5 protein-coding genes are annotated in these 20149 nt (G+C 74.8%); 3 read left to right on the forward strand and 2 right to left on the reverse strand.

Annotation, left to right across the window (positions count from 1 at the left end):
- The first annotated feature begins 249 nt into the window (after positions 1-249).
- Complete coding sequence (locus ACSUPT_RS23220; RefSeq protein WP_436945421.1) at positions 250-1698, forward strand: MFS transporter; 1449 nt, start codon at positions 250-252, stop codon at positions 1696-1698.
- Between the two features lie 131 nt (positions 1699-1829).
- Here ACSUPT_RS23220 and ACSUPT_RS23225 read toward each other — a convergent pair whose 3' ends face one another.
- Both ACSUPT_RS23225 and ACSUPT_RS23230 read right to left on the reverse strand, forming a co-directional pair.
- A complete protein-coding gene (locus tag ACSUPT_RS23225; RefSeq protein WP_351968003.1) occupies positions 1830-3020 on the reverse strand; it encodes an acetyl-CoA C-acetyltransferase in 1191 nt (396 codons plus the stop codon).
- Positions 3021-3262: 242 nt separating this feature from the next.
- Positions 3263-4210 carry a GNAT family N-acetyltransferase gene (locus ACSUPT_RS23230; RefSeq protein ID WP_436945422.1) on the reverse strand — a complete coding sequence of 316 codons (948 nt, stop codon included), beginning with the start codon at positions 4208-4210 and terminating at the stop codon, positions 3263-3265.
- 420 nt (positions 4211-4630) lie between these two features.
- On the opposite strand from ACSUPT_RS23230, the gene ACSUPT_RS23235 reads away from it, so the two are divergent.
- Positions 4631-6007, forward strand: a complete 1377-nt coding sequence (locus ACSUPT_RS23235) for a serine hydrolase domain-containing protein (protein ID WP_351968001.1) — start codon at positions 4631-4633, stop codon at positions 6005-6007.
- A 176-nt stretch (positions 6008-6183) separates the two neighbouring features.
- On the forward strand, positions 6184-20112 hold the full coding sequence (locus ACSUPT_RS23240; RefSeq protein WP_436945423.1) for an amino acid adenylation domain-containing protein: 13929 nt from the start codon (positions 6184-6186) through the stop codon (positions 20110-20112).
- Positions 20113-20149 lie beyond the last annotated feature (37 nt).

Genomic DNA, 20149 nt, shown 5'->3' on the forward strand with positions numbered 1-20149 from the left:
GCCGGTTCCTCCCGGGCGCCTCGCCCATCATTGGCCTGCCGCGAGAGCGACCGCAAGGCATGACGGCGAAGATCTTCGAGCCAATCGCGGGTGATGGTGATCACATGGACCGGTCCTGTGATTCGCCCTTGCGTTCGACGCCGAGCCGGGCACACTTGCTGTCCCCGCACCACCTCAACCAGCCGGTCCGCACAGTCAGTTGATCACCGCGGGGTACGAGGCGCAGACGAGCCGAGGGGGCCGACCGACATGCCCGAGGAGCCGGCCCACGGCCGGGACGGCGGCGCGCGAAGCCCCTCGCGCCCGGCGGACCCCGCGCTCGTACTGGCGCTGTGCAGCGGCGCCGGCTTCATGGCCTTCCTCGACCTGTCGATCGTCACCCTCGCCTTCCCGGACGTCCTGGACGACTTCCCCGGCGCCTCGCTCGACACCGCGGCCTGGGTCCTCGGCGGCTACACGGTCCTGCTGGCGGCGGTGCTCACCCCCGCCGGGCGGATCGCCGACAGCGTCGGCCGGCGCACCGTGTTCCTCTGGTCCCTGGGGGCCTTCACCGCCGCCTCGCTCCTGTGCGCCGTGGCGCCGTCCCTCTGGTGGCTGATCGCGGCCCGGTGCGTCCAGGGCGCGGCGGCCGGCGGCATGATCCCCGCAGCCCTCGGTCTGATCCTCGCCGCGACACCGCGCGGGCGGATCGCCCGGGCGGTCGGCACCTGGTCCGCGGTGGCCGGGTTCTCCGCCGTCGTCGGCCCGGCCGCCGGCGGGCTGCTGCTGCGCGGCTTCGGCTGGCGGTCGGTGTTCTTCGTCAACCTCCCGCTGTGCGGGGCCATGCTGGCCGCCGCGGCCGTGGCCCTGCCGAGAGGGTGGTCGCGCGGCAGCGGGGGCCGGCTGCCGGACGCGGTGGGCAGCGCCGCGCTCGTCCTGGGCGTCGGCGGGGTGGTGACCGCGCTCACCGAGGGGCACGCCTGGGGCTGGGGCGACATCCGGACCGCCGGGCTCGGGCTCGGCGGGCTCGCGCTGGTCGGCGTGACCGTGCTGCGCTCACGCGGCCACGCGGCGCCTGCCCTGGAGCCGGTCGTGTGGCGCAGCCCCGTCTACCGGACGGCGAACGCGGGCCTCGGCATGCTGAACGCGACGATGTTCGCCTGGATGCTGGCCGCGCCGCTCTTCGCCGCCCACATCTGGAACTGGCCGGTCCTGCGGACGGCCGGCGCGCTGAGCGTCGGGGCCGTCGCCTCGACGGTCGGCTCCCTGGCCGCCGGACGGCTCACCCGGCCGGCGGCCCAGGTGAAGACGGCGGTGCTGGGGGCGCTCTCCTTCACCGGCAGCAACGCCCTCTGGGCGTCCGACCTCTTCGGCCCCACGCCCGACTTCCTGGGCGGCTGGCTCCCGGCGGCGGTCCTCGGCGGCGGCGGGCTGGGCCTGGCCCTCACCTGCCTGTCGTCGCTGGCGGCCGGGGCGGTGCCGCCGCCGCTGTTCGCGGGCGGCCTCGGGATGACGCTGACGGTGCGCCAGATCGGCGGCGCGGTGGGAGTCGCCGGCTTCGCCGCGATCATGGCGTCGGGCCCCGACCCCGGCGGTATCGCCTCCTACCACCGGGTGTTCATCGCGGCCATGGCGGTCAACATCCTGTGCGCCGCCCTGGTGTGCACGCTGCTCCCCGCGGTGAGACCCGCAGGGGCGGACCGGGCGCCCACGCCTTGAGGGCCGCGCGACTGGACCCGGCACCCACGCCCTGGGACGGCCGCGGGCGGGCCCGGTATACGCGCGCTGAAACCAGGACCACGACCGCCCGGCGGCCCCGGTGCGGGGCCGCCGGGCGGGTGGACGGGGCGTCAGGCGGACGGTACGCGCAGCAGCAGGGCGTCGCCCTGACCGCCGCCGCCGCACAGCGCGGCCGCGCCGAGACCGCCGCCGCGGCGGCGCAGCTCGTACGCCAGGTGCACGATGAGCCGGGCGCCCGAGGCGCCGATCGGGTGGCCGAGCGCGATGGCCCCGCCGTCGACGTTCACGATGTCCGGGCTGACGCCGAGCTGCTCGGTGGAGACGATCCCGACGGCGGCGAACGCCTCGTTGATCTCCACCAGGTCCAGGTCGGTCGTCTCCAGCTTGGCCTTGGCCAGCGCCGCCTTGATGGCGTTCGACGGCTGCTCGTGGAGGCTCGCGTCGGGCCCGGCGACGACGCCGTGCGCGCCGATCTCCGCGATCCACTCCAGGCCCAGCTCCTCGGCCTTGGCCTTGCTCGCCACGACCACGGCCGCGGCGCCGTCGGAGATCTGCGACGCCGTGCCCGCCGTGATGGTGCCGTCGGCGCCGTAGGCGGGGCGCAGCTTCGCCAGGATCTCCACGCTGGTGTCGGGGCGCACTCCCTCGTCGGTGTCCCGCACGATCGGGTCGCCCTTGCGCTGCGGGACCGTCACCGGCGCGATCTCCTCGGCGAACCGCCCGGCGGCCGTCGCGGCGGCGGCCCGCTGGTGCGACGCCGCGGCGAAGGCGTCCTGCTTCTCGCGGGTCACCCCGGCGTAGCGGCTGTTGTACTTGTCCGTCGACGCGCCCATGCTCAGCTGGTCGAAGGGGCAGAACAGCCCGTCGTACATCATGTGGTCGACCAGCGGCACGTCACCGGCCTTGAAGCCCGCGCGGGACTTGGGGAGCATGTGGGGGGCCTGCGACATGGACTCCTGGCCGCCCGCCACGATCAGGTCGAACTCGCCGGCCCGGATCAGCTGGTCGGCGAGCGCGATCGCGTCGATGCCCGACAGGCACACCTTGTTGACGGTCAGCGCCGGGACGCTCATCGGGATGCCGGCGGCCACCGCGGCCTGGCGGGCGGGGATCTGCCCGGCGCCCGCGGTGAGCACCTGCCCCATGATCGTGTACTCCACCTGCTCGGGCGCCACGCCCGCCTTCTCCAGGGCCGCCTTGATCGCGATGGCCCCGAGCTGCACGCCGGAGAAGTCCTTCAGTGCCCCGAGGAGGCGGCCGGTGGGGGTACGGGCCCCGGCCAGGATGACGGATGCGGACAAGACGTCCTCCGTGGGTAGAAGTTGTGAACCACAACACCGCTACATTACCCACGAGTTGGGCCGGGGAAATGGGCGCTTCGGCGGTGTGAGCGAAGGCACAGACGTTCGCCGCCGGACCCCCGCGCCCGGCGTCCTCCGGGGCCGGGACCGCCCCCGCCGTGCCGACGGCCGCGGCAGCCCGGGTGCCCGCTCCCGGGTCCCGTCCGCCGCCCTCGCCGCCTCCGGCGGGGCGCCCGGGCCGTTCAGCGCGGCGGCGCCTCGAAGACGAGCCGGATCTCCGTGACGCGGTAGCCGGCCCGCTCGAACGCCGCGGCCATCGGCGTGTTCGTGGTGTCCGTCGTCGCGGTGACGAGCCGCGCGCCGTCGGCGGCGTGCAGGCGTGTGATCTCCCCGAGCACCTCGTCGACGTAGCCGCGCCCGCGCATCGCCGGCACCACGCCCAGATAGCCGACGTTGCGGTTGTACGGCGTCGCCGACGGGATCGCCATGCCGGCCAGCTCCCCCTCGGGGGTGTACGCCAGCCGCCACCACTCCCGCTCGCCGGGACAGCCGAGGTAGAACTCCAGGTCGTCGCGGGCCTGCCGGTCCGCTCCGAGGACCGGCAGCTCCCGCCGGGTCGCCACGTCCAGGCTGCCGACGGCGATCCGCCCGAAGGCGTCGAGGAACGCCTCGTCGTCGGCGTCCGGCCGGAAGACGAGCCGGGTGGCCGGCGCCGGGACCCCGGCCGCGGGCGTCCACGCGTACCGCAGCCGCTCGACGCTCCCGGTCAGCCCGGAACGCCGCGCCGCCTCGCTCCGCCAGGCCACCGCGGCCGCCGCGTCCGGGCGGTCGCGCCAGCCGTGCGCCAGCGAGATGTCGTACCGCGGCCGCTTCGCCGCGCCGGCCCGCTCGAACGCGGCGTGCCCGGCCGCCAGGAGCGCCGCCGCGAGGGCGGCCCGGTCCCCGGCGGAGGGGATGACGCGCAGGCAGTCCAGCGCGATCGGATGCTCGCTGTCGGGCTTGCCCCACCACAGGGCCCGCGCCGTGATCCGCCCCGCGTCGTCCTCGGCGATCCACGTCCACTCCGGGCGGTAGCGCCGCTCGGCGAACTCCCGGCGGAACCGGTCGCCCGTGATCCCGCCGACCGGCTCCTCCACGGTGAAGCCGGCGACGCTGTCGATCTCGGTCCCGGACATCGCCCTGATGCGCATGCCCCTCCAGCGGTGTGGTGAGGGATCCGTCCAGCGGCGCCGGCGCCACCTCGCGCCCCGCCGGTCCCGGACCGGGGCGCGACACCCTCGTCGCCGGCCTCCCGCGCCCACCGTAGCGGGTGCCGCCGGCGAGTCCCGGACACCCTCCGCGCGGTCCGGCGGCTCGCGCCCTTCCGAAAGTCGCTCTTGCGCGGGGCCGCGCGGTCGCGCCGCGAGACGCTTTCGTACCTGTGCGTAGCGGAGCGCTGACGTGCAGTTTTCGGTTGGGGGTGGAGGATCTTGAGATCGCCGACGGTATAGATGAGTCTGTGACGCGAAGTCCTGCTGGCCCTACCTGAACCGAGTAGAGCCGGCCATCCCGAATCCCGCCGCCCGGCCGCCCTCGCCGCGGCACTCTCGAACGGGGGTACGAGAGCGATCATGGACGTCGACGTCCTCTCCGGCATAGTTCACAGGCTGGTCCGTGAGCACCGGATTCCCGGAGCCCAGCTCGCCTTGTACCGGGACGGTGCGCTGCGGGAGGTCTGCGCCGGCGTCGAGCGGATCGGCGCCGACGCGCCGGTGTCCCCCCGCTCCCGCTTCGCCTACGGCTCGGTGAGCAAGGTCTTCACCGCCGCGCTGGTGATGCAGCTGGTCGAGGAGGGCGAGGCGGAGCTCGACGCGCCGGTCATGGCGCCCCTCGCGGACCTCGCGGGACACCGCGCGGTGCCCGCGGACCACCCGATGCGCACGGTGACGCTCCGCCAGCTGCTCAGCCACACCGCCGGCCTCGTCTCCGACCACGAGGGCGCCCCGATGCGTTCGCCGTCCCTGCGACGCTACTTCGAGTCGGTGGTGCGCCACGGCCACTTCGGGGTGCCCGGCAGCGCGTTCTCGTACTCCAACACCGGCTACGCCGTGGCGGCGTACGTCATAGAGGTGATCACCGGGCAGAGCTGGTGGGACTCGCTGGAGTCCTACGTGATACGCCCCGCCGGGCTGGACCTCGCCTTCGTCGAGGACCCCCGAATAGGCCGCGCCCCGGGCGCCACCGTCAGCGGCCACGCCGTCGACGCGCGGACCGGCCGCACCGAACCGGTCGACTTCTACTGCGAGCCCACCCTCGCCGCCGCCGGAGGCATCGCGGGCAGCGCCACCGACCTGGTCCGCTTCGGCCGGGCCTTCCTGGGCGAGGGCCACGAGGCCCTGGACGCCGACATAGCCGACCCCGAGGCGCTCGCCGCCATGGGGCGCGCCGTACCGGCCGCCGACCCGTTCGGACTGGCCGCCGGCTGGGGCGCGGGATGGGGCCTCTACCCGGGCGGCGACACCCTGTGGCTGGGCCACGACGGCACCCTCGACGGCGGCTCCTGCAACGTCCGCGTCGACCCGGCCGGCGGCACCGTGCTCGCCTTCACCACCAACTCCACCACCGGCCTGGCCGCCTGGCTCGACCTCGTCGGCGAGCTGGACCGCCTCGGACTGCGCGTCGGCCACTACGAGCAGCCCGCCCCCGCCGACCGCCCCTACGACGAGGCCGCCGCGCTCGCCGGGGAGTTCGTGAACGGCGAGCTCGCCATAAGGGTCTCCCCCGAGGGAGCCGGCGGCGGCACGCTCCGCCTCGACGCCGACAACGGCGTGTCGGGGCTCCTCACCGTCGGAGCGGACCTCGTCTTCAGCGTGCGGGCCGAGGACCAGGGCGACGTGCTGTTCAGCGGCCGGTTCCTCAGCTCCGCGAAGGGCCGCCCCGCCGACCTCATGCAGTACAACGGCCGCACCCTGCGCAGGGCGAACGCCCCCTCCCGCCAGGCCGCCTGACCCGGGCCCCTGGCGCCCACCCGCTCCACGTCCCCCCAGCCGCGCTGCCGCCGACGCCCCGCCCGGCGGCAGCGCCCTGCCCTTTCCCCGTACGCGACAAGCCGCACCGGCGTGCGGCTCCCTTCACGCGCCAGGCCGACGCGGCGGCGCGCACCGCTCTCGAAGGAGTAGCAACCGTGGCTTCTGCCCAGCATGCGGAGAACCGGACGCTGCCGGCGCTGTTCGGCGCCCAGGCGGCCCGCCGGCCCGACGCGACCGCGCTGGTGGCCGAATCCGGCTCGATGAGCTACGCCGAACTCGACGCGCGCGTGGCACGGGCGGCCGCAGTGCTGCACGGCCGGGGCGTGCGGCGCGGGACGCTCGTCGGGGTGTGCCTGGAGCGCGGTCCCGCCCTGGTCGTGGCGATGCTCGCCGTGATGCGCGCGGGCGGTGTCCACGTCCCCCTCGACCCGGCCCATCCGGCGGAGCGGCTGCGCTACATGGCCGACGACTCCGGCCTCGGCCTGGTCGTCACCCAGCCGTCCGTGGCCGACCGGGTGCCGGACCGGGCGGACCGGGTCCTCGTGGCGGAGCTGGAAGGTTCCGGGGCGGCCGACGCGCCCGCCGTGGAGCTGGGCCCCGACGACGCCGCGTACATGATCTACACCTCGGGTTCCACCGGCCGGCCCAAGGGCGTCGTCGTCACCCACCGCGGCATCGCCGACCTCTCCCGCACCCAGCGCGAACGCATGGGGGTCACGCCCGACTCGCGGGTGCTGCAGTTCGCCTCGCCCAGCTTCGACGCGTCCGTCTTCGAGGTGACCAAGTCGCTGCTGAACGGCGCCGCCCTCGTCGTACCCGGCCGGGGCGGCCTCGCCGGGGCCGAACTGACCCGGACGCTGCGCGACTTCGCCATCACCCACGCGACGCTGCCGCCCGCCGTGCTGCCCACCATGAACCCCGACGACCTGCCCGGCCTCGCCGCCCTCATGGTGGCCGGCGAGGCGTGCCCGGGCGAGCTGGCCGGCCTGTGGTCGCGCGGCCGCCGCATGTACAACGGCTACGGTCCGACCGAGACCACCGTGTGCGCCACCATGAGCGCCCCCCTCGAAGGCGACGGCACCCCGCCGCTCGGCACCGCGGTCGACGGCACCCGCGTGTACGTTCTCGACGAAGCGCTGCGGCCCGTACCCGCGGGCGCCACGGGCGAGCTGTACATCGCCGGCGAGGGGCTGGCCCGCGGCTACTGGGGCCGCCCCGACCTCACAGCGGAACGATTCGTCGCCGACCCGTACGGCCCCGCCGGCGCGCGCATGTACCGCACCGGCGACCTGGTGCGGCGCACCGGCGACGACCGGCTGGAGTTCGCCGGCCGCGTCGACGACCAGGTGAAGCTGCGCGGCTTCCGCATCGAACCGGCCGAGATCGAGGCCGCCGCCATGCGGCAGCCGGGCATCGCCCACGCCGTCGCGATGGTCCGCGAGGACCGCACCGGCCACCGCCGGCTCGTCGCGTACGCCGTCCCCGGCACCGACGGCCCCGCCCCGACGCCCGCCGCGATCCGCACCGCCCTGGCGCGCGAACTGCCCGCCTACATGGTGCCGCAGGCCGTCGTCGTGCTGGACGCCCTGCCGCTCACCGTCAACGGCAAGACCGACCGCGCGGCGCTGCCCGAACCGTCCCCGTCCCAGCTCGTCGGCGAGTACGTCGCCCCGCGCGACGCCGCCGAGCGGACCGTCGCCGAGGTGTTCGCGGAGATCCTCGGCGTGGACCGGGTCGGTGTCCACGACGACTTCTTCGACCTCGGCGGCGACTCCATCCGCGCCGTCCAGGCCCTGTCGCGCATCGAGGCCCGGCTCGGCGCCCGCGCCGCACGACGCGCCCTGTTCGCCCACCCCACCGTCGCCGAACTGGTCGCGCGGGGCCTGACCGCCGCCCCCGCCGGCGACGCCATACCCCGCGCCGACCGCGACCGCCCGCTGCCGCTGTCGTCCGCCCAGCGCCGGCTGTGGTTCCTCGACCAGTACGAGGGCGGCTCCACCGAGTACTACACCGGCAGCGCCTACCGGCTGCGCGGCGACCTCGACGTGCCCGCCCTGCGGACGGCGCTGCGCGGGCTGCTCGCCCGGCACGAGTCGCTGCGCACCACCTTCCACGAGGACGGCGGCCACCCCGTCCAGCGCGTCCACCCCGCCGCCGACGCCCCGCTCGCCCTCGACGAGCGGGACCTGTCCGGCCTGCCGCCCGCCGACCGCGACGAGGCGCTGTCCGCGCTGCTGCTCGCCGAGGTGGAGACGCCCTTCGACCTGACGTCGGGCCCGCTGCTGCGGACGCTCCTGGTGCGGCTCGCCGCCGACGAGCACGTCCTCGTCCTGAGCACCCACCACATCGTCAGCGACGGCTGGTCCCTGGACGTGCTGACCCGCGACCTCAAGGCGCTCTACCGGGCCGCCACCGACCCGCGGTCCGCCCCGCCCGCCGAACCGGCCCTCCAGTACGCCGACTTCGCCGCCTGGGAGCACGCCGACCGGGACCGCGCCGCGACCGCCGAACGGCTCGCCTACTGGGCACGGCAGCTGGACGAGGTCCAGCCGCTCGCCCTGCCCACCGACCGGCCCCGCCCCGAGGTCCGCACCACCAGCGGCGCGGTGCACCGCCTCACCCTGACCGGCGCCGAGACGGAGGCGCTCAAGGAGCTGGGCCGCGGCCGAGGCGCGACGCTGTTCACGACGCTGACCGCGATGACGCAGCTGCTGCTCGCCACCGCCTCCGGCAGCGCCGACGTGGCCCTGGGCGTCGCCTCCGCGGGCCGCGACCACCAGCAGACCCACGACCTGGTCGGCTTCTTCGTCAATCCCGTCGTCATCCGCTCCCGGCCGCGCGCCACGGACACCGTGGCGTCCTTCGTCGACGCGGTGCGCACCACCGTGATGGAAGCCTTCGACCACGAACTGCCCTTCGACCGGCTCGTCGAGGAACTGGTCACCGAACGCGACCCGGCCCGCACCCCGCTCTTCCAGGCGATGATGGTGCTGCAGAACACCCTGCCCCGGCAGGTCGACCTGCCCGGCCTCGACGTCGGCGAGGTGCGGCTGCCCCGCACCCGCTCCCTGTTCGACCTGGTGGTGGAGTACGAGGAGCGCGACGGCGGCCTCGAGGTGGCCTTCGAGTACAACACCGACCTCTTCGACGAGGCGTCCGTACGCCGCCTCGGCGCACGCCTGCGCCGCCTCGTCGTCGCCGCCGCCGCCCGGCCCCGCCTGCCGCTCGCCGCCCTGGACCTGCTCTCCCCCGACGAGCGGCGGCAGCTGGACCGGTGGTCGGGCCGCGCCCCGCAGACCCCCGTGCCCGGCGTCCCCGAACTGTTCGCGGACGTCGCCGCGCGGCTCCCCGACGCCACCGCCGTCATCGGCCCCGCCGGACACCTCACGTACGCCGGACTCCGCTCCCGCGCCGACGACCTGGCCGGCCGGCTGCGCGCCGCCGGGGTGCGCGCCGAGACCCCCGTCGTCCTCGTCCTCGAACGCGGCGTGCAGGTCGTCGTCTCCATGCTCGCCGTGCTCCGCGCGGGCGGCGCCTACGTACCGGCGCACGCCGGGCATCCGCTGGACCGGGTCCGCGCCCTCATCGCCCAGACCGGGGCGGTCTGCGTGATCGCCGACGAGGCGTCCGCCGACCGGGTCCCGCAGGACACCGGGCTGCCCCTGATCGTCCTCGACACGGACGGCCGCCCCACGTCCGAGGGCCCGCGGGAGCCGCTCACCGGGACCTCCACACACCACCCGGGCCAGCTCGCCTACACCATGTTCACCTCGGGCTCCACCGGCACCCCGAAGGGCGTCGGCGTCACCCACGACGACATCACCCGGCTCGCCGTCGACAGCCGCTGGCGCGACGGCCGCCACGACCGGACCTTGTTCCACTCCGCGCACGCCTTCGACGCCGCGACCTACGAGATCTGGGTGCCGCTGCTCAACGGCGGAAGCGTCGTCGTCGCCCCGCCCGAGCCGCTCGACGCGGCGGGCTTCGGCGCGCTGGTCGACGCCCACGGCGTCCACTCGACCTTCGTCACGACGTCCCTGTTCAACCTGTACGCCAACCAGGCGCCGGACTGCTTCTCCGGGATGCGCGCCGTGATCACCGGCGGCGAGGCGGCGAACGCGCAGGCCGTCCGCAAGGTCACGGACGCCTGCCCCGGACTGCTCGTCCTCAACGGCTACGGGCCCACCGAGACCACCACCTTCGCCACCGTCCACCCCTACGAGCCCGACGACGGCGAGGCGTCGACGCTGCCCATCGGCACCGCCCTCGACGACACCCGCCTGCTCGTCCTCGACGGATTCCTGCGCCCCGTACCGGAAGGCGTCACCGGCGAGCTGTACATCGGCGGCGCCGGCCTCGCCCGCGGCTACTGGGGGCGCCCCGACCTGACCGCCGAACGGTTCGTCGCCGACCCGTACGGCGCGCCCGGCGACCGGGTCTACCGCACCGGCGACCTGGTGCGCTGGACGGCCGGAGGCGTCCTGGAGTACCAGGGGCGCGTCGACGCGCAGGTGAAGATCCGCGGCTTCCGCATCGAGCCCGGCGAGATCGAGGCCGCGCTGCTGCGGCTGCCCGAGATCGGCGAGGCGACCGTCGTGGTGCACGCCGCCGGCACCGGCTCCAGGCGGCTCGTCGGATACGTGGTCGCCGAGCGCGGCCACGACGCCCCGCTCGACCTCGACGGCGTCCGCGCCCGCCTGGCCGAGCGGCTCCCCGAGTACATGGTCCCGGCGGTCCTCGTCCCCCTCGACGCCCTGCCGCTGAACGCCAACGGCAAGGTCGACCGGCGCGCTCTGCCGGCCCCCGCCCCGGACGCTTGCGACCACACGGCGTATGTCGCGCCGCGCGACGCGGTGGAGCGGGTGCTGGCGGAGGTGCTCGCGTCGGTGCTCGGCGTGGAGCGGGTGGGCGTGCACGACAACTTCTTCGAGCTGGGCGGCGATTCGATCCTGAGCATCCAGGTCGTCTCCCGCGCCCGCCGTGAGGGCCTGCTGATCACCTCGAAGGACGTCTTCGTCCGGCAGACCGTCGCGGGCCTGGCGGCCGTGGCCGTCCCCGACGACGGCGGGCGCACCCTCACGGACCAGGGTGTGGTGTCGGGTGAGGTGGCGGTGACGCCGATCGTGGACTGGTTCCTGGGCCGGCATGTGCGGGCGCCGCATCACTTCAACATGGCGGTGCTGCTGGAGCCGGGTGCGGGTTTCGAGGCGTCGGTGCTGCCGGAGGCGGTGGGGGTGCTGCTGGGACAGCACGACATGCTGCGGCTGCGGGTGGTGGACGGGCGGTTGTCCGTGGCGGAGTCGGAGGACGTCGGGCGGGTCGTGGAGACCGTGGACGTGCGCGGTCTGTCGGGGGCTGAGCTGGACGCGGTGGTGCGGGAGCACTCGGTGCGGGTGCAGTCGGGGCTGGATCTGGTGGCCGGTCCGCTGGTGCGGGTGGTGCTGTTCGACGGCGGCGTCCCGGAGGCGTCGCGGCTGCTGTTCGCGGCGCACCACCTCGTGGTGGACGGCGTGTCCTGGCGCGTCCTGGTCGAAGACCTGAGCAGGGCCTGCCGCCGTCTGCCGCTGGGCCCGAAGACCACCTCGTTCCCGCAGTGGGCGCGGCTGCTCACGGCCGCCGCGGCCGAAGGCCGCTTCGACGCGGAGACGCCGTACTGGACCGAGGCCACCGCCGGGGCCGCGGCCGGGATCCCCGTGGACGGCGACGGCGCCAATCTCATGGGCACCCAGCGGATGGTGCGCTCCGGACTGCCGGCCGGGTTGACGCGGCGGCTGCTGCAGGACGTGCCGGGCGTGTACCGGACGCGGGTGAACGATGTGCTGCTGGCGGCGCTGGCGCGGGTGCTGTGCGGCTGGACCGGGCACGAGCGGCTGCTCGTCGACCTGGAGGGGCACGGCCGCGAGGAGCTGTTCGAGGGGGTGGACCTGTCCCGTACGGTCGGGTGGTTCACCACGATGTTCCCGGTGGCGCTGCGGACCTTCGACGGCTGGGACGCGCAGATCAAGCACACCAAGGAAGCCCTGCGCGCCGTACCCGACCGGGGCCTGGGCTATGGCGTACTGCGCCATCTGCGCGGCGCGCTCGAAGAGGTCCCGGCGCCCCGGGTGAGCTTCAACTACCTGGGGCAGTTCGACCCGCGCGGCGAGGACGGCCTGTACGAGTCGGTCGTGCTGAACCCCGGCGGCGAGTACGCGCCGGAGGAGGAGCGGGCGCATCTGCTGGACGTGGTCGGGCAGGTGGTGGACGGGCGGCTGGTCTTCGACTGGGCGTACTCGGCGGACGTGCACGACGAGGCGACGGTGGCGGCCCTGGCCGAACGGTTCACGGCGGAGCTGACCGCGCTGATCGACCACTGCCTGGCCGACGGGGCGGGCGGTGCCACCCCGTCGGACTTCCCGCTGGTGCCGCTCTCCCAGGCGGAGGTGGACCGGCTCGCGGGCGACGGCCGGGACGTGGAGGACATCCTGCCGCTGACCCCGATGCAGCAGGGCATGCTCTTCCACAGCCTCCTGGAGCCGGACTCCTCCGCGTACCTCGAACAGGTGCTGTTCGTCCTCGACGGAGTCACCGACGTCCAGGGCCTCGCCCGTGCCTGGCAGCAGGTGGCCGACGCCACGCCCGCCCTGCGCACCTCCCTGGCGTGGGAGGACCTGGACGAGCCGGTCCAGCGGGTGCACCGATCCGCCGCCTTCCCCGTGACGGTGGGGGACTGGAGTGGTCTGTCGGAGGAGGAGCAGCGGGCGGCGCTGGCGGAGTTCACGGCGGCGGACGAGCGGGCGGGCATCGACCTGAGCGTCGCACCGCTGTCGCGTGTGGCGTTGTTCCGGTTGTCGGAGTCGCGGGTGCGGGTGGTGTGGACGTTCCACCACATCCTGCTCGACGGCTGGAGCCTGCCGCTGGTGATGGAGGACCTGTTCACCGCCTACCGGGGCGGCGCCCTGCCGGCACGTCCGGCGTTCCGGGACTACCACGTGTGGCTGAGCGGGCAGGACACGCAGGCCGCCCACGCCTACTGGCGCGACGTCCTGGCCGGGTACGACACCCCCGTCCCCCTGCCCTACGACCGGGTGCCCGACGACGTGCGCGCCACCCGCTCCACCGCCCGGCTCGTCGAGGACCTGCCCGCCGCCCTGACCGCCACCGTCCACGACTTCGCCCGGCACCACCGCCTCACCGTCAACGCCGTGGTGCAGGCGGCCTGGGCGCTGCTGCTGTCCGCCCACTCGGGTCAGACCGACGTGGTGTTCGGCGCGACCACCTCCGGACGCCCCACCGACCTGCCGGACGTCGAGTCGGCCATCGGCATCTTCATCAACACCCTGCCGGTCCGCGTCCGTCTCGACCCCGCCAAGCCGGTCGCCGCGTGGCTGCGGGACATCCAGCTCCAGCAGACCGAGGCCCGCGACCACGACTACGTGCCGCTCGCCCGCGTCCAGGCGGAGACCGGACTCCCGGCGGACACGAGCCTCTTCGACAGCCTCGTCGTCTTCGAGAACTACCCCGTCGACGAGGACGCCGCCCGCGCCCACGGCCTCACCGTGGAGGACGTCACCGCCAACGAGGCCGTCAACTACCCGCTGATGCTGGCCGCCTACGACGGCGACCGGATCGGCTTCCACCTGCGCTACGACCCCCGCCACTTCGACGCGGACACCGCCCGCCGGCTCCTCGACCGGCTGGTCCACCTGCTGGGCGCGCTCGTCGCCGACCCCGACCGGCGCCTGGCCGCCGTGCCGCTGCTCACCCCCGCCGAGCGGCGGGAGGTCCTCGGCGGCCCCGCCCGACGCGGCGACGGCGGCGAGACCCTGGTGTCGCTCTTCACCGGCCAGGCCGCGCGGCACCCGGAGCGCCTCGCGCTGATCGGCGAGGACGAGGAGCTGACCTTCGCCGAGCTGGACGCCCGCTCCGACCGGGTCGCCCGCGCGCTGTGCGCCCACGGCGTGGGGCGCGGCGCGTTCGTCGGCGTCTGCCTGGAACGCGGACCCGCGCAGACCGTGGCGTACCTGGGCGTCATGAAGGCCGGCGCGGCCTATCTGCCGATGGACCCGGCGTACCCGCTCGACCGCCTCCAGTACATGGTCGACGACTCCGGCATCCGCGTGGTCGTCACGGAGCGCTCCCTCGCCGGGGCCGTTCCGGCCACCGAGCGGCAGCTGCTCCTCGACGAACTGGCCGCCGGCGACCCGGCACCGGCCGCCGCGGAGACGACCCCCGCCTCCGCCGGCGCGACAGCCGCGGACGCCGACCAGGCGCCGGCCGCCGACGCCCTGCCGGAGACCGGCCCCGACGACGCCGCGTACATGATCTACACCTCCGGGTCGACCGGCCGCCCCAAGGGCGTCGTGGTGAGCCACCGGGGCGTGGCCGAGCTCGCGCGCACCCAGCGCGACCGGATGCGGATCACGCCGGACTCGCGCACCCTGCAGTTCTCCTCGCCCAGTTTCGACGCCGCCGTCTTCGAGCGGACCGCCTCCCTCCTCAACGGCGCCGCCCTCGTCACCCCGTCCCGCGACAAGCTCGCCGGTGACGAACTCGCGGACGTCATCCGCGACTTCGGCGTCACCCACGCGCTCCTGCCGCCCGCCGTGCTGCCCACCCTCGACCCGGAGGAGCTGCCGGGACTCGAGGTCCTGGCGGTCGGCGGAGAGGCGATGCCCGGCGAGCTCGCCGACCGCTGGTCGCGGGGCCGCCTCCTGGTCAACGCCTACGGGCCCACCGAGACCACCGTGTGCGCCACCATGAGCGGGCCGCTGTCCGGCGCCGCCACACCGCCGATCGGCACCGGCGTCGACGGCAGCGCGGTCTACGTCCTGGACGCGTTCCTGCGTCCCGTGCCGGACGGGGTCCCCGGCGAGCTGTACATCGGCGGCGCGGGGCTCGCCCGCGGCTACTGGGGACGGCCCGGCCTGACCGCCGAGCGGTTCGTCGCCGATCCGTTCGGCGCGCCCGGCGCCCGCATGTACCGCAGCGGCGACGTGGTGCGCCGGCGTGCCGACGGGCAGCTGGAGTTCATCGGCCGCGTCGACCACCAGGTGAAGATCCGGGGCTTCCGCATCGAGCCCGGCGAGATCGAGGCCGCGCTGCTCGCCCTGCGGGGCGTCAGGCAGGCCGTCGTCACCGTCCGCGAGGACCGCCCCGGCTCCAAGCGGCTCGTCGGATACGTCGTCCCCGAGGACGGCACGGTCCTGGACCCGGCCGCGCTGCGCGCCGCCGTCGGCGAAGCGCTGCCCGCGCACATGGTCCCGGCGGCCGTGGTGCCGCTGGACGCGCTCCCGCTGACCGTCAACGGCAAGACCGACACCAAGGCGCTGCCGGACCCGGTCTGGGCCTCGGACGACACGGCGTATGTCGCGCCGCGTGACGCGGTGGAGCGGGTGCTGGCGGAGGTGTTCGCCTCGGTGCTCGGCGTGGAGCGGGTGGGCGTGCACGACAACTTCTTCGAGCTGGGTGGCGATTCGATCCTGAGCATCCAGGTCGTCTCCCGCGCCCGCCGCGAGAACGTCCACCTCACCTCCAAGGACGTCTTCGCCCACCAGACCGTCGCCGCCCTCGCCGAGGCCGCCGCGCCGGGCCGGAGCGCCGCCCCGGAGGCCGAGCAGGGTGTGGTCTCGGGTGAGGTGGCGGTGACGCCGATCGTGGACTGGTTCCTGGGCCGGCATGTGCGGGCGCCGCATCACTTCAACATGGCGGTGCTGCTGGAGCCGGGTGCGGGTTTCGAGGCGTCGGTGCTGCCGGAGGCGGTGGGGGTGCTGCTGGGGCAGCACGACATGCTGCGGCTGCGGGTAATGGACGGGCGGTTGTCCGTGGCGGAGTCGGAGGACGTCGGGCGGGTCGTGGAGACCGTGGACGTGCGCGGTCTGTCGGGGGCTGAGCTGGACGCGGTGGTGCGGGAGCACTCGGTGCGGGTGCAGTCGGGGCTGGATCTGGTGGCCGGCCCGCTGGTGCGGGTGGTGCTGTTCGACGGCGGCGTCCCGGAGGCGTCGCGGCTGCTGTTCGCGGCGCACCACCTCGTGGTGGACGGCGTGTCCTGGCGCGTCCTGGTCGAGGACCTGGACGCCGCGTGCCGCCGTGTCCCCCTCGGCCCGAAGACCACCTCGTTCCGGCACTGGGCGGCACGGCTGGCCGACCACACCGCGCGGGGCGGCTTCGACACCGAACTGCCCTACTGGACGACGCTCGCCGAAGGCGTCCCCGCCGGCATCCCGGTGGACCGCGAGGGCGCCAACCTCATGGGCACCCAGGAGACCGTGCGGTGCGAGCTGCCGGCGGGGTTGACGCGGCGGCTGCTGCAGGACGTGCCGGGCGTGTACCGGACGCGGGTGAACGATGTGCTGCTGGCGGCGCTGGCGCGGGTGCTGTGCGGCTGGACGGGCCGGGAGGCGCTGCTGGTCGACCTGGAGGGGCACGGCCGCGAGGAGCTGTTCGAGGGGGTGGACCTGTCCCGTACGGTCGGGTGGTTCACCACGATGTTCCCGGTGGCGCTGCGGACCTTCGACGGCTGGGACGCGCAGATCAAGCACACCAAGGAAGCCCTGCGCGCCGTACCCGACCGGGGCATCGGCTACGGAGCCCTGCGCCACCTGCGCGGCGAACTCGGCTCGCTCCCCGAACCGCGGATCGGCTTCAACTACCTAGGCCAGTTCGACAGTCCGGCGGGCGGCGGCCTCTTCGCCACCTCCGACCTCAATCCGGGCGGCGAGTACGCGCCGGAGGAGGAGCGGGCGCATCTGCTGGACGTGGTCGGCCGGGTCGTGGACGGGCGGCTGGTCTTCGACTGGGCGTACTCGACGGACGTGCACGACGAGGCGACCGTGGCGGCCCTGGCCGAACGGTTCACGGCGGAGCTGACCGCGCTGATCGGCCACTGCCTGAGCGTCGGGGCGGGCGGGGTGACGCCCTCGGACTTCCCGCTCGTCTCCCTGTCGCAGGCGGAGGTGGACCGGCTCGCGGGCGACGGCCGGGACGTGGAGGACATCCTGCCGCTGACCCCGATGCAGCAGGGCATGCTCTTCCACACCCTCCTGGAGCCCGACTCGTCCTCGTACTTCGAGCAGACCCTCCTGGTGCTCGACGGAGTCACCGACATCCAGGCGCTCGCCGACGCCTGGCAGCGGCTCGTGGACGCCACGCCGGTGCTGCGGACGACGATCGCCTGGCAGGGGGTCGAGCAGCCCGTGCAGATCGTCCATCGCGCCGCCGTCCTCCCCGTGACGGTGGGGGACTGGAGCGGTCTGTCGGAGGAGGAGCAGCGGGCCGCGCTGGCGGAGTTCACGGCGGCGGACGAGCGGGCGGGCATCGACCTGACGGCCGCGCCCCTGTCGCGTGTGGCGTTGTTCCGGTTGTCGGAGTCGCGGGTGCGGGTGGTGTGGACGTTCCACCACATCCTGCTCGACGGCTGGAGCCTGCCGCTGGTGATGGAGGACCTGTTCACCGCCTACCGGGGCGGCACCCTGCCGGCGCGTCCGGCGTTCCGGGACTACCACGTGTGGCTGAGCGGGCAGGACACGCAGGCCGCCCACGCCTACTGGCGCGACGTCCTGGCCGGGTACGACACCCCCGTCCCCCTGCCCTACGACCGCGTACCGGAGGACGTCCGCGCCGCGCGCGCCACGGAACGCGAGGAGCTGGACGTCCCCGCCGGGCTGTCGGACGCGGTGCTCGACTTCGCCAGGCGCCACCGCCTGACCGTCAACACGGTCGTCCAGGGCGCCTGGGCGCTGCTGCTGTCGGCGTACTCGGGCCGGACGGACGTGGTGTTCGGCGCGACCACCTCCGGGCGCCCCACCGACCTGCCGGACGTCGAGTCGGCCATCGGCATCTTCATCAACACCCTGCCGGTCCGCGTCCGCCTCGACCCCGCCAAGCCGGTCGCCGCGTGGCTGCGGGACATCCAGCTCCAGCAGACCGAGTCGCGGCACCACGACTACCTGCCGCTGGCGCGCGTCCAGGCCGAGGCCGGACTGCCCGCCGACACGACCCTGTTCGACAGCCTCGTCGTCTTCGAGAACTACCCCGTCGACGAGGACGCCGCCCGCGCCCACGGCCTCACCGTGGAGGACGTCACCGCCAATGAGGCGACCAACTACCCGCTCACGCTCAGCGCCTTCTCCGGCGACCGGGTCCGGCTGGTCCTCGGGTACGAGCCGAAGCACTTCGACCGGTCGACCGTGCGCGGCCTGCTGGACCACCTCCGGGACATCCTCCGGGCCATGACCGGCTCCGCCGACGTGCCGCTCGGCCGGATGCCCGCCCGCCGCGACCCGGCGCTGGCGGCCTTCCAGGACGGCGGGACCGCACAGGTGCCCGGCCGCACCGTCCCGGAGCTGTTCGCCGAGCAGGTCCGGCTGCGGCCCGACGCGGTCGCCGTCGCCGGCGACGACGAGCGGCTGACGTACGCCGCGCTCGACGCCGAGGCCGACCGGCTGGCCCGGCTGCTGGCCGAGCGGGGCGTCGGCCCCGAGTCGAGGGTGCTGCTGCTGATGCCGCGCTCCGCGCGGGTCGTCGTGGCCATGCTGGCGGTGCTGAAGGCGGGCGCGGCGTACGTCCCCGTCCACGCGGCGTTCCCCGCGGACCGGGTCGCCTGGCTGCTGGAGGACACCGCCGCCGCGGCGGTCGTCGCCGACACGTCGATGCTCGACCGGCTCGTCGACCCCGGTGTGCCGGTGATCACGTACGACAGGACGGGCGACGCCGCACCCGGCGGCACGGACGTCCCGCTGCCCCGCGTACCGGCGGACTGCGCCGCGTACGTGATGTTCACCTCCGGCTCCACCGGCACCCCCAAGGGCGTCACCGTCAGCCACCGGAGCATCGTGTCCCTCACCCGCGACCGGCGCTGGCGGGGTGCCCACGAGCGGGTGCTGTTCCACTCGCCGCACGCCTTCGACGCCGCGACCTACGAGGTGTGGGCGCCGCTGCTGTCCGGCGGCACCGTCGCCGTCGCCCCGGCCGGTGATCTGACGGCCCGGACGATCCGCGCCTGCGCGCAGGAGCACGGCGTCACCGCGATGTTCCTGACGACCGCGCTGTTCGACCTGTTCGCGCAGACCGATCCGGGCTGCTTCGGCGGGCTGCGCGAGGTGTGGACCGGCGGCGAGGCCGCGCGGCCCGCCGCGTTCGCCCGGGTCGCCGAGGCGTGCCCGGACACCACCCTCGTCCATGTGTACGGTCCGACGGAGACGACCACCTTCGCCACCTGCACCCCCATCGCCCCCGACGAGGCACGGGCGGCCGTGACGCCCATCGGCCGGCCGATGGACAACACCCGCGCCCACGTCCTGGACGCGCTGCTGCGGCCGGTGCCGGTCGGTGTGGCCGGTGAGCTGTACCTCGCCGGCGACGGCGTGGCCCGCGGCTACGAGAACCGGCCCGCGCTGACCGCCGAACGGTTCGTCGCCGACCCGTTCGGCCCGCCCGGGAGCCGCCTGTACCGGACCGGCGACGTGGTGCGCTGGAACGCCGACGGGCGGATCGAGTTCATCGGCCGCGCCGACGGACAGGTCAAGATCCGCGGCTTCCGCGTCGAGCTCGGCGAGATCGAGAACGCCCTCGCCGACTGCCCCGGCGTCGCCCGCGCCGCCGTCGCGGTGGCGGACTCGCCGTCCGGCGCCAAGCAGCTCGTCGGCCACCTCCTGCCGGAGGACCCCGCGGCCCTGCCCGAACCGGAGGCCGTACGGGCCAAGCTGGCCGGGATGCTCCCCGCCTACATGGTGCCGGCGGTGCTGCTGCCCATCGACGAGCTGCCGCTGACCCCGAACGGCAAGGTCGACCGCCGGGCGCTGCCCACGCCCGACTGGTCCCGGCTGTCCGACGAGCGCTACGAGGCGCCGGAGACCGTCACCGAGGAGGCGCTCGCCGACATCTGGGCCTCGCTCCTCGGGCTCGAACGGGTCGGCGTCCACGACAACTTCTTCGACGTCGGCGGCGACTCCGTCCGCAGCATCCAGGTCGTCGGCGCCGTGGAGGCCGCGTTCGGCGTGCGGGTGCCCACCCGGACGCTGTTCGCCCACCAGACGCTGCGGGCCTTCGCCGAGGCCGTCGAGGACGCCGTCCTGGCCGAGCTCGACGACCCCGACCAGCCGTGAACCCCCCGCCGCACTCCCGTCCGCACCACTCGAACCA

The organism is Streptomyces sp. SudanB25_2051, from assembly GCF_964272635.1.
GTDB lineage: Bacteria > Actinomycetota > Actinomycetes > Streptomycetales > Streptomycetaceae > Streptomyces.